Genomic DNA, 11,566 nt, shown 5'->3' with positions numbered 1-11,566 from the left:
TTCCTCACTTGTCAAGTTTGGGTAACAGTGTAGCCAACGCCGGCGGCATCGGCATACGGGGATGATTGCTTAATGAATCAGTCGTTTGAGCACACGCTGCACGAATGACGGGCGATGAGACGGCGGCATATCTAATCCTGAATCGCGTAGGTGCTGGTATGCAATGGCACGCATGGCGTGATACCGCTCATTGGCGGAATTGCTGACGGCTGTGGCATGATCTCGTTCGATGGATTGCGCCATGTCCAGATAGCGTTTCGCGTTGTCTGCATCGCTCAGAGCTTTCGTGCTGGTGCGATCGGAAGTGACCAGATAGGCATACGCATAATCTCTCGTATATCGATACAGTTCACCACAAACTGCATCAGCAGGCCAACAGTCCAACACATGGTTTAAACCGTCATGCTTCAAAGGTTCGGCAAGATTATCCTGCCATTCATTCATCGCATGTTCTATCAGACGATCGCGCACATCGCTTAATCGTGCATCCCAGTCTGATCGCAGTATGGTGTTGTGGTTGTTACGTACAAAATCACTGATTAGCGTCAGCGCCTTGGCGTCCCTATGCGCAAGCTCACTGAGCGAGTCAACGGACATATGCTGTCCAAGTGTTTCGCCTCGGCCCAAATGATAGATATACCAAGGGGAATCGGGAATCGCACGATAGCATTCCGCTAAGGAATCGAGAATGAAACACATATAGAGATCATCCGATAGCAGCAGCCTGGTGTTTGCGCTCATGGCATAGGCCTTACGTGCCAAGTCGCCTCGATACATCTTATGGTGTACATGCCAGTCGAAACCTTGTTCCTGCGCGAATTGCGTGCGAAGAATGTCTTCGCCACGCAATTCACGCGGCTGGGGCGTCAGGAAACCAGTCATGCCGGGGGCCGCTTGTTGGGCGGCCGGCGTTGCGGCAGATACGCGCACGCCGAAATGATAGATATCGGCTGGATGACTATGTGCAAACGCAATCAGGGCAGGCAATGATTCATCGGCAAGCTCATCATCCTGATCTATGAGCATCACAAAATCGCCGGAGGAATGTTCCATTCCAGTACGGCGTGCAGCCAAAGTTCCGGCGTTGTGGTCATGCCGTATCGCGGTAATTCGCGGATCGTTTGCGGCAAGCTGCCGCGCCACGTCGTAAGTATCATCGGTACTGGCATCATCCACGATGATGACTTCGACATCGGGAAATGATTGCTTGGTTACGCTGTGTACGCATTCCGGCAGATACCTGCTGTTGTTGTATGCGGGGATTATGACGGAAAGCTCGGGCATCGGTCCTCTTTACTCGATGTGACGGTAGTATTGCCTTTTAGTGTAGACAGTAGCGTTTGAGGTAGAAAGGCATGCATGAAAGGCATCATTCTGGCCGGAGGTTCGGGCACACGGTTGTACCCGTTGACCTCGGTAACATCCAAACAGTTATTGCCGGTGTACGACAAGCCGATGATTTATTACCCGTTGTCAACCCTGATGTTGGCGGGCATCCGTGACATTCTGATCATCTCCACACCGCAGGATCTGCCGAATTTCGAGCGACTGCTCGGCGACGGATCCCGGTTCGGAGTGCACCTGTCGTATAAAATCCAGCCATCTCCGGATGGTCTCGCCCAAGCATTCCTGCTTGGCGAAGAATTCATCGACGGGGAGTCCTGTGCGCTAGTGCTGGGCGACAATATCTTCTACGGGAATGGGCTGTCCAAACAGCTCAAAGAGGCTGTTCGGCATGCCGAGCAAGGGCAATCCACGGTATTCGGCTATTTTGTGGACGATCCGGAACGGTTCGGTGTTATCGAATTCGATGAGCAAGGCCGAGCGGTGTCCATTGAGGAAAAACCTCAGCACCCCAAAACCAACTATGCGGTGACAGGACTGTATTTTTATGATGCCCGGGTTGTCGAATTCGCCAAACAGGTACGCCCGTCAGCCCGCGGCGAGCTCGAAATCACCGACCTCAATCGCATGTATCTTGAGGATGGATCCCTACGGGTCACCACGCTGGGCCGAGGCTACGCGTGGCTAGACACCGGAACCATGGAATCGTTGTATGAAGCCGCGGAGTTTGTGCGCTCCGTCGAGCGTTCACAGAGCCTGCCGATTTCCGTGCCGGAAGAAATCGCTTATGAGCACGGGTGGATCAGCAAGGCTGACCTTGCGCTCGCGGCACAGGCATACGGCAAATCCAACTATGGCAAGCACCTCAGCCAGGTTGTAGAGGATCGTGTGCGTGTGACGGTGAGAAAATAACACCTGCGCAATGCCCTCATGCTCCCAATGTTTCGCGAACATGCGGCCGGCATCGGTGCTTTAGAATATGAACAATGCTGCGAAGCCAAGAGCCTGAAGCATTCCAATGGCCTTCGCGTGAGTAGGATAGGACGCTTGTGAAGAACCTGATGAAACACCTCCAAGAGAAATACCACTATGCAGTGGTGGTATTCAAAGAGTTGGTAAAAACCGACTTCCAGTTGCGCTACCAAGGTTCATTTTTGGGCATGGTGTGGTCGGTGCTCAAGCCGCTGATGCTGTTCGGCGTCATGTACGTGATTTTCGTGCGATTCCTCAAATTCACCGACGGAACGCCAACGTTTGCGATTTCTCTGTTGTGCGGCACCTGCCTGTGGTCGTTTTTCACCGAATCCACGACCATGGGATTAAGCTCCATCGTCAATCGCGGCGATCTATTGCGCAAAGTGCATTTCCCGAACTACATCGTCGTGGCTGCCACCAATACCGGAGCATTGATTTCCCTTGGGCTTGGCCTTATCGTCGTTATTCTGTTCGGAGCATTTTCTGGTGCCCACTTCACATGGCGTGTGCTGTTGGTGCCATTCAGCATCATTCAGCTGTATTGCCTGGCTTTGGGCGTATCGTTGGTGTTGGCCACACTGTACGTGTATTTCCGTGATATCGCACAGATCTGGGAAGTATTGCTGCAGGCATTGTTCTACTCCATCCCCATCATTTACCCGCTGTCCATGGTGGCCAGAAGCTATCCGATTGTTGCCAAACTGATGATGCTGAATCCCATCGCTCAACCAATCATGGATATTCGACACAATCTGCTGTCACCGGAATATGTTCCTACGGTGTGGACTAATACCGCTGATTTGGGTGGTGCTATAGATACGCCGGATGTCCCGGCGGAATGGCAATGGCTGAATTCCCCATGCCTAAATATTCTTCCTTATCTGTTCACCGTGCTCGTGCTGTGGCTGGGCATTCATTTGTTCCGCAAGTACAGCCAGAAGTTCGCGGAGGTGCTCTGATATGACTGCGCTGAAAAATACCGTGCCTAATACCCGCAGCGACGACGAGCGACCGGTGGTGCTCAAAGTCGACCATGTAGCGAAGTCCTTTCGCTTGCCCACGGAACAGGCCACCGGTCTGAAGATGGCATTCCTTAACTGGACCAAGGGCATTAAAGGATATACCGAGCAAAAAGTGCTCAAAGATATCAGCTTTGAGGTTCGTCAGGGTGATTTCTTCGGCATCGTGGGGCGCAACGGTTCCGGCAAGTCCACCTTGCTGAAAATCATCTCGCAGATCTACAAGCCCGAGCAGGGTGTGGTGGATGTGCGCGGCAAACTGGTGCCGTTCATCGAACTGGGCGTGGGCTTCAATCCTGAGCTGACGGGGCGGCAAAACGTGTACCTCAACGGTGCATTGCTGGGCTTCACCCGCGCTGAAATCGACGCGATGTATGACGACATTGTGGAGTTCGCTGAGCTGGAAGACTTTATGGATCAAAAGCTCAAGAACTACTCCTCGGGTATGCAGGTGCGTCTGGCTTTCTCGGTGGCCATCAAAGCCCAAGGCGATATCCTCGTGTTGGACGAGGTACTTGCCGTAGGTGATGAAGCATTCCAACGTAAATGCGATAATTTCTTTGCCGCCATTAAAAAAGATCCCAGCAAAACGGTTATTCTGGTAACCCACTCCATGGATGCGGTCAAGAAATACTGCACCAAAGCCATTCTGATCAAAGACGGTGAAATCATCGTCAGCGGCAATAAGAATGATGTTGCTGATCGCTATACGCTGGAGAATCTTAAGAAAAAGCAGTCCGAGCCTACTGAACAGCCGGAAGGCGAATATGCCACTGGCCTGAACGAAACCGTACCTGTGCTGCATGTTGTTCCGACAGGGGAGCCCATCTGCAGCCTGACGGAAGGCTTTGATTTTACCGTGGAATATGATTACCACGGAAACAAGCCGTTCTATGTGGCCATATCGTTGAACGACATCAGACGTGGTGGCGTTCCCTATGGAGATAGCTTCGACCTGTTTGAGCCCGGCAAACACAGCGTGCATTTCAGAATTCCCATGGGATTGTTCACCAATGGGGAATTCCGCCTTATCGCCTCCATCCACGAGTGGGATGGACATAATCCTGAAACCGCCCAGATGATCGCGTTTACCAATGAGAGCAATGCCTGTGACTTCTCCGTTAGAGATGCCGACGGCCTTGATAATTTCGCGTTGATCAACAAGTCATCCATGGCATATCAGGTTTTGGATACACAGCTGGCACGTCGTCAGCAGCAATAATCAGCAATAGTGTGAGCAGCTAAGTTTTCCTTTTCTGCCTGCATTCCAATGAGAGAAGAATTGAACGATGAATTCCGGTACGACCATGGCCCGAGGCGTGCGCTTCGGGCTTGTCATTGTGTCTTCAATTTGTGCGCTGGTACTGTCTTTGTCGGTGGTGTGCGGTGCCAGCGCCAGCGAGTATGCGACGCAGGATAATAATGGGACTGCATATGCTGCTGTAAGTGATGCGAACGGTGCGCAGTGCCGAATTTATTTTAAACGTAATGATGGCACCCACATAATGAACATGTTTATGTATGTGGAAGGCAGCAAGCTTGGCGATAACACGGCATACGCGCGTGAAACCAAGAGCTTGAAGGTACCAGAGGGGCAACAATTCCTTGGATGGTTCTATACGGATTCTCAGGGTGTGCAGGTTCAGGCCGATGAGAACACAGTAGTGACCTCGGGTCTTGTGCTTACTGCCATGTTCGGTACTGTTACTGAAGAAGTTGAAAAGCCTGAAGTTCGCGTGCCGGTATACAGGGCTTATAACTCGTATATGACGCGGGGATCATCCCATCTGTTTACCACCGATGAAACGGAATACAAGAACGCGGTGGCTGCGGGCTGGACGCCGGAAGGCATCGTATTCTATGTTTCTCAAGATGACAGCGGCTCGCCGGTATACCGCTTGTATAACCGCTATGACGGCTCTCATCATTACACAACAGATGCAGCTGAGCGTGACAATCTCATTGAACATGGATGGACTACTGAGGGCATTGCCTGGTACGTGAAGTCAGAAGCCGACACAGACGTGTTGCGAGGATACAACCCATATACCGGCGAACACCTGTTCACCATTGACGCAACAGAGCTCCAAAATGCGGTAGCGGCAGGATGGGAAGACGAGGGTGCGGCGTTCAAGGCTTGGGATCAACAGCAAGAACCCTAACAATTCACCCAAAGTTGCATTAACCGATAGCTGGAAGATAGCTGGCGGAGACCTTGGAACCATACGGTGATGTCTGCAATATGAATCGGGCTGCCGGTTCTTTTCGTTATGGAATGGAAAGAACCTGCGGCGCGATGATCGAGTGAGGAGACGAAAGGAACTCACATGCAGAAACATGGTTTTAAGGCTGCCGCTGCAGCTCTGGTGGCTGTTGCGACGTTAGGCACATTTGCCGGCGTTGCCAACGCGGCTGACGGCAAGTCCGTCAACGAGCTCAAGGTGCATGGTGCCGCGCAGCGCATCGCCGCTATCGGTTCAGCCTCCGCGAAGAACGTTATCCTGTTCATTGGTGACGGCATGGGAGATTCGGAAATCACCGTGGCTCGCAACTACCTGCACGGCGTCAACGGCTCGTTCGATGGCCTCGACAAGATCGGCCAGCCTGCCAGCCTTGGTGACACGAACGCCGGAACCGGCCAATACACCACCTTCTCGTTGGGTAACAGCTCCGACGATTCGGCCATGGCCAAGGACAAGGACGGCAAGCTGACCGGCAACACGAACGTCGGCAAGATCACCCCCGTGACTGACTCCTCCGCCTCCGGCTCCAGCTGGGCCACCGGCACCAAGACCTACAACAACGCCGTGGATGTGGACATCGACGGCAACCCCCAGCTCAACCTCATCGAGCTCGCCAAGGCCAAGGGGCTGGCCACCGGCAACGTGACCACCGCCGAAATTCAGGACGCCACCCCCGCCGTGCTGGAATCCCACTCCACCGAACGCGCTTGCTACGGACCGCAAGGCAAAACCGACGGCTCATCCAATAATGCAGTGAAGAACTGTCTGGCCAGCCAGCTCAAGGAGAACGGCGGCATCGGTTCCATCTCCGAACAGCTGCTCGACACCCGCGCTGACGTGACCATCGGCGGCGGTTCCAAGTATCTCCGTCAGACCGTGCAAGGCGGCGACTACAAGGGCAAGACCGTGTGGCAGCAGGCTCAGGCCATGGGCTACCAGACCGTTGAGAACGACGTGAACGCCTTCAAATCATTGACCTACAAGGAAAACCAGCCGGTGCTGGCCCTGATGGCCGATGGCAACATGGAGACGCAATACAACCCGACCCCGGCCCTTGCTCAAAAGCAAACCATCGAACGCGGCCCGGTCGAATGCTCCGTCAACCCCAAATGGCTCGGCAACCAAGGCGTTGCCCTCTCCGACATGACCAGCAAGGCCATCGACCTGCTCAAGGCCAACCCGAAGAGCAGCAACGGCTTCTTCCTGCAGGTCGAAGGCGCATCCATTGACAAGCAGGATCATGCCGGCAACGCCTGCGGCCAGATTGGTGAAACCGATGATCTGGACAAGGCCATCTCTGCCGCACTCAAGAAGGTGGATCTGAGCGACACGCTCATCATCGTGACCGCCGACCACGCCCACACTTCCCAGATCGTCGGCGCTGCGCCGGCCTACGCCCTGAGCACCATCCTCAAGAACAAGCTCGGCGAAGAAATGATTGTCTCCTACGGCACCGCCGACACCATCGACCCGGATGCCGAGAACCCCGAAGTCGGCTTCAACGACGGCTCCATGGAACACACCGGCACACAGCTGCGCATCGCCGCATCCGGCCCTGGCGCCCAGCGCGTCAACGGTCTGACCGATCAGAGCGACAACTTCTTCACCATCGCCAAGGCCCTCGGCCTAGCGTCGGAGACCAACGACCAGAAGGCCCTGTCCAATAATGCCAAGGTGGAAACCACGGCGGCCGACGGCAAATTCGTGGCCAACGCCTCCGGATTCAACGGCGACGCTGTACTCACCGTGGCCGTCAACGGCAAGACCGTGACCGACACGTCCACACCGGTCTCCGGCATTCGCGTGCGCACCGCCCAGACCACCCCGATCACGCTCGACGGCGTGAAGAAGGGCGACACCATCACCGTCACGGGCCGTCAGTCCGGCAAATCCGTCACCACGGTTGCGGGAGACGCAACATCTGAACCTGAGCCCGAACCTGGCCAGACCTATGTGTACCGACTGTTCAATCCCTATAAGAACGGCAAGGGTGATACCCACCTGTACACGCAGGATAAGAAGGAATATGACTCCTTGATCGCCGCTGGTTGGAAGGGTGAAGGCGTGAAGTTTGTCACCACTAGTGAAGGCAAGCCGGTGTACCGTGCCTACAACAAGTACGATGGCTCTCACCTGTATACCTTGAGCAAGAACGAAATTGACAACGCCGTGAAAGCGGGTTGGGCGGATGAAGGAATCGCCTGGTACGTTTCCGATGATGCCAAGGTTCCGGTGTACCGCGTATACAACGCCTATTCCGGTGAGCATTTCTACACTGCTGACAAGGGTGAGGCGGACAACATTGTCGCTCTTGGATGGCAACTGGAAGGCGATGTTGCGTTCAATGTGCTTGAAGCGCGATAAATGAAATCGAACTGCTTGATATAGCGGTTTTAGTTCGAGAATTACGGTGGCTTACCCTGATATCGGGGCGAGCCACCTTTGTATATCGGGGCGAATTGGTAGTGCGTCCCCCGTGTAATCTGTGGTATATGGCTGAAGAAGTTTTCGCTCCTAAGAACATTATTGTGACTGGTGGTTGTGGTTTCATCGGTTCGAATTTCGTGCATTACGTGGTGAACAACCATCCCGAGACCCATGTGACGGTGTTGGACAAGCTGACGTACGCGGGCAACCCGGAGAACATCAAGGGCCTGCCGGAGGATCGTGTGGAGCTGGTGGTGGGTGACATCTGCGACGCGGACCTTCTGGACCGCTTGGTGCCGGGCCATGATGCGATCGTGCACTACGCGGCCGAGTCGCATAATGACAATTCGATCGCGGATCCGGAGCCGTTCCTGAAAACGAATGTGGAGGGCACGTTCCGCCTCCTGGAGGCCGTCAGGAAGTATGGTGTCCGCTACCATCATGTGAGCACGGACGAGGTGTACGGTGATCTGGCCCTGGATGATCCGGCGAAGTTCACCGAGTCGACGCCGTACCACCCGTCGAGCCCGTATTCGTCGACGAAGGCGGCCTCGGATATGTTGGTGCGCGCGTGGACGCGCACGTATGGCCTCAGGACGACGATCAGTAACTGTTCGAATAATTATGGTCCGTATCAGCATGTGGAGAAGTTCATCCCCAGGCAGATCACGAACATCCTGGAGGGCATCCGCCCCAAGCTGTACGGCAAGGGGGAGAACGTGCGCGACTGGATCCACACCGAGGACCACTCGTCCGGCGTGTGGACGATCCTGACCAAAGGGCGCATCGGCGAGACCTACCTGATCGGCGCGAACGGGGAGAAGAACAACATCACGGTCCTCAGGATGATCCTTGAGATGATGGGCCAGCCTGCGGATGCGTTCGACTGGGTGAAGGACCGTCCCGGTCACGACCGCCGCTACGCCATCGACAGCACCAAGCTCCAGACCGAATTGGGCTGGACGCCGAAGCACACGGACTTCACATCCGGCCTGGAGCAGACGGTCAAGTGGTATACGGACAACCGCGCGTGGTGGGAGCCGGTGAAGGCCGCCACCGAGGCCCGCTACAAGCAGCAGGGACAGTGAGGGGCGGATATGAAAACGGCCGCCCCACAAGTGGACGGCCCTAAGAAACAAATTCAGGATAACACTGATTGGCGGATGTGTAAAGTGGATCGTGATATTGAGTTGGCCGAATCGTTGCTGGGAGGTCCGAGGTTCAGGGCATATCTGGACTATGCCTCCGGCAACAGCGGATTGTCCGATCCCGATGACGTGGGCCGCCTGGCGTTGGAACTCTACCGTTGGAACGTGAGGATGTCCTCCGTCGTGATGGGCTATGTCTCGTATGTCGAGGTTTTGGTTCGCAACGCCATTGATGCGAGACTGTGCGAATGGATTCGACGGCAGAGCGTGTCGGGGTATGCTGACTGGATCGACGTGCATGGCCTGGATCCGTTGGGAAGAATAAGGCGTCTTGTCAACGGCGACGGGATGGATCATCTAGCCGAGGCCATGCAGGATGCGTTGCGCAAACAACGTCAGTGGAAGGCGGATTCGTCCCATCCGAGGCATGACGACCGTGTCAACCGCGACGACGTGTTCACGCAACTGAGCTTCGGAGCGTGGGACGGCATGCTCAGACATGCGGATGGCGATCCCGAGTTGGCGGATGTCCTGATGTCCGCATTCCCGAACATCGAAGCGGCTTGGGCGGTTGAGCAGGCTCGTATGCCACGGGCCGTTCTGCCGGGGAACCCGTCCGATAGCAGTCAGCGCCGTCTGCGTCTGGAACTGGTATGCAGACTTCGTCGTATCCGGAAGGTGAGGAACCGGGCCGGGCATCAGGAGAATCTGCTCCGTGTGGAATTTCCCACACTGCGCAGGGACATGTTCTTCGTGCTGAGCGCGTTGGGACCGGAATGCTTGCATTGGGCGTTGCCTGACCGCGCGCTGGCGCTCAAGGAAGCCGATCCAATGAAACTGGTCGTTGATTTCAAAGCCGGAAGACAAACGCGAAAGGAAATATAAGGTTATGGATTTTGAGAAGGAATTGAAGGTATCTGAGACCGGTATCGACGGTCTGAAGGTTGTGGATCTTGCGGTGCATGGTGATTCGCGTGGCTGGTTCAAGGAGAATTGGCAGCGTGCGAAGATGACGGGGTTGGGCATTCCGGATTTCCGTATCGTGCAGAACAACATCAGTTTTAATGCGGAGCGTGGCGTGACGCGTGGGATCCATGCGGAGCCGTGGGACAAGTTCATCTCGATCGCTGCCGGAAGCGTTTTCGGCGCGTGGGTGGACCTGCGCGCGGGCAGCCCCACGTACGGGAAAGTGTTCACGTGCATACTGGATCCGTCGAGGGCGATCTTCGTGCCTCGCGGCGTGGGCAACAGCTTCCAGGCTTTGGAGGATGGTACCGCGTACACGTACCTGGTCAACGCCCACTGGAGCCTCGAGCTGAAGAGGACGTATACGTTCGTGAACCTCGCCGACCCGGAACTGCATATCGAGTGGCCGATCCCCTTGTCGGAGGCGACGATCTCGGAGGCGGACCTGCACCACCCGATGTTGAAGGAGGTCAAGCCGATGGGCCCGCGCCGCACGTTGGTGACGGGCTGCAACGGCCAGCTCGGCCACGCGATCCGCAAGTATGTCGAGGAGCATGACCTGGAGGGTTTCGAGTTCACGGACATCGACGAGTTCGACTTCTCCGACCCGGCCGCCTATGGGAAGTATGATTGGAGCCTGTACGGGGCGATCATCAACGCGGGCGCCTACACGGCGGTCGACAAGGCCGAGACCCCGGAGGGCCGTCCCATCGCGTGGAAGGCGAACGCCCAGGGGCCGGCGCTCCTGGCGCGTGTGGCGAAGGATTATGACCTGACGCTCGTGCATGTCTCGTCGGATTACGTGTTCGACGGCACCCGTGAGGAGCATACGGAGACGGAGGCGTTCGCCCCGTTGGGCGTGTACGGGCAGACCAAGGCCGCGGGCGACATCGCCGTCGGCAACGCTCCGAAGCACTACATCCTGCGCTCCTCGTGGGTGATCGGCGAGGGCCATAACTTCGTCAAGACCATGATGATGCTGTCCGACAAGGTCAAGGCCGGTGACCTCGCTCAGGTGACGGTGGTGGACGACCAGTACGGGCGCCTGACCTTCACTTCGGATATGACCGAGGCGATCTTCCATTTGCTTGACTCCCATGCACCCTACGGCACCTACAATCTCACCGGCTCCGGGGCGGTGAAGTCCTGGGCGGACATCGCGAAGGCGGTGTTCGACCGGGTGAATGGCAACGGTAATAAGGTCAAGCCCATCTCGACCGGCGAATACTTCGCGAACGCGAAAACCCCCGTTAGCCCGCGCCCCACCCACAGCGCATTGGATCTGGCCAAGATCGAGGCGGCTGGCTACCAGCCCGCCGGCTGGGAGAAAACCCTCAACACCTACATCAACAACGAACTCAACAAATAAAGTTCATGCAGCAATAAGCCGGTGGATTGAAGAACCAATGCAAGTTCTTCAATCCACCGGCTTATTTCATAGCTA

9 protein-coding genes are annotated in these 11,566 nt (G+C 55.8%); 8 read left to right on the top strand and 1 reads right to left on the bottom strand.

Translation table 11 applies throughout. The annotated features are described in order from the left end of the window. Window positions 1-69 precede the first annotated feature (69 nt). The gene (locus G1C95_RS11500; RefSeq protein WP_169173091.1) at window positions 70-1,284 is read right to left on the bottom strand and encodes a glycosyltransferase family 2 protein; all 1,215 of its coding nucleotides are present in this window, start codon (window positions 1,282-1,284) and stop codon (window positions 70-72) included. A gap of 75 nt (window positions 1,285-1,359) precedes the next feature. On the opposite strand from G1C95_RS11500, the gene rfbA reads away from it, so the two are divergent. The 8 genes from rfbA to G1C95_RS11460 all read left to right on the top strand — a co-directional run bounded on the left by rfbA (window position 1,360) and on the right by G1C95_RS11460 (window position 11,491). Next, complete coding sequence (rfbA, locus tag G1C95_RS11495) at window positions 1,360-2,256, top strand: glucose-1-phosphate thymidylyltransferase RfbA (protein WP_169173090.1); 897 nt, start codon at window positions 1,360-1,362, stop codon at window positions 2,254-2,256. A gap of 149 nt (window positions 2,257-2,405) precedes the next feature. After that, window positions 2,406-3,278 carry an ABC transporter permease gene (locus tag G1C95_RS11490; RefSeq protein WP_205832829.1) on the top strand — a complete coding sequence of 291 codons (873 nt, stop codon included), beginning with the start codon at window positions 2,406-2,408 and terminating at the stop codon, window positions 3,276-3,278. Window position 3,279: 1 nt separating this feature from the next. After that, window positions 3,280-4,560, top strand: a complete 1,281-nt coding sequence (locus G1C95_RS11485; RefSeq protein WP_169173088.1) for an ABC transporter ATP-binding protein — start codon at window positions 3,280-3,282, stop codon at window positions 4,558-4,560. Between the two features lie 67 nt (window positions 4,561-4,627). Further along, window positions 4,628-5,500, top strand: a complete 873-nt coding sequence (locus G1C95_RS11480; RefSeq protein ID WP_169173087.1) for a hypothetical protein — start codon at window positions 4,628-4,630, stop codon at window positions 5,498-5,500. A 165-nt stretch (window positions 5,501-5,665) separates the two neighbouring features. Next, on the top strand, window positions 5,666-7,945 hold the full coding sequence (gene phoA / locus G1C95_RS11475) for an alkaline phosphatase (protein ID WP_169173086.1): 2,280 nt from the start codon (window positions 5,666-5,668) through the stop codon (window positions 7,943-7,945). Window positions 7,946-8,073: 128 nt separating this feature from the next. Further along, window positions 8,074-9,096: a dTDP-glucose 4,6-dehydratase gene (gene rfbB / locus G1C95_RS11470; protein WP_169173085.1), complete on the top strand. Its 1,023-nt coding sequence runs from the start codon at window positions 8,074-8,076 to the stop codon at window positions 9,094-9,096. 84 nt (window positions 9,097-9,180) lie between these two features. Continuing rightward, the gene (locus tag G1C95_RS11465; RefSeq protein ID WP_169173084.1) at window positions 9,181-10,041 is read left to right on the top strand and encodes a hypothetical protein; all 861 of its coding nucleotides are present in this window, start codon (window positions 9,181-9,183) and stop codon (window positions 10,039-10,041) included. Between the two features lie 4 nt (window positions 10,042-10,045). Next, window positions 10,046-11,491 (top strand): sugar nucleotide-binding protein, encoded by a 1,446-nt coding sequence (locus G1C95_RS11460; protein ID WP_169173083.1) that lies wholly within the window; start codon window positions 10,046-10,048, stop codon window positions 11,489-11,491. The last annotated feature ends 75 nt before the right edge of the window (window positions 11,492-11,566 follow it).

This window comes from Bifidobacterium oedipodis (genome assembly GCF_012932425.1).
GTDB classification, from domain to species: domain Bacteria; phylum Actinomycetota; class Actinomycetes; order Actinomycetales; family Bifidobacteriaceae; genus Bifidobacterium; species Bifidobacterium oedipodis.
This window is presented reverse-complemented; position numbering and strand designations above follow the sequence as displayed.

What these genes read in the sequence shown, in the direction of transcription:
- G1C95_RS11500 (WP_169173091.1), bottom strand. Translation starts at nt 1,284, where the DNA reads ATGCCCGAGCTTTCCGTCATAATCCCCGCATACAACAACAGCAGGTAT.
- rfbA (WP_169173090.1), top strand. Translation starts at nt 1,360, where the DNA reads ATGAAAGGCATCATTCTGGCCGGAGGTTCGGGCACACGGTTGTACCCG.
- G1C95_RS11490 (WP_205832829.1), top strand. Translation starts at nt 2,406, where the DNA reads ATGAAACACCTCCAAGAGAAATACCACTATGCAGTGGTGGTATTCAAA.
- G1C95_RS11485 (WP_169173088.1), top strand. Translation starts at nt 3,280, where the DNA reads ATGACTGCGCTGAAAAATACCGTGCCTAATACCCGCAGCGACGACGAG.
- G1C95_RS11480 (WP_169173087.1), top strand. Translation starts at nt 4,628, where the DNA reads ATGAATTCCGGTACGACCATGGCCCGAGGCGTGCGCTTCGGGCTTGTC.
- phoA (WP_169173086.1), top strand. Translation starts at nt 5,666, where the DNA reads ATGCAGAAACATGGTTTTAAGGCTGCCGCTGCAGCTCTGGTGGCTGTT.
- rfbB (WP_169173085.1), top strand. Translation starts at nt 8,074, where the DNA reads ATGGCTGAAGAAGTTTTCGCTCCTAAGAACATTATTGTGACTGGTGGT.
- G1C95_RS11460 (WP_169173083.1), top strand. Translation starts at nt 10,046, where the DNA reads ATGGATTTTGAGAAGGAATTGAAGGTATCTGAGACCGGTATCGACGGT.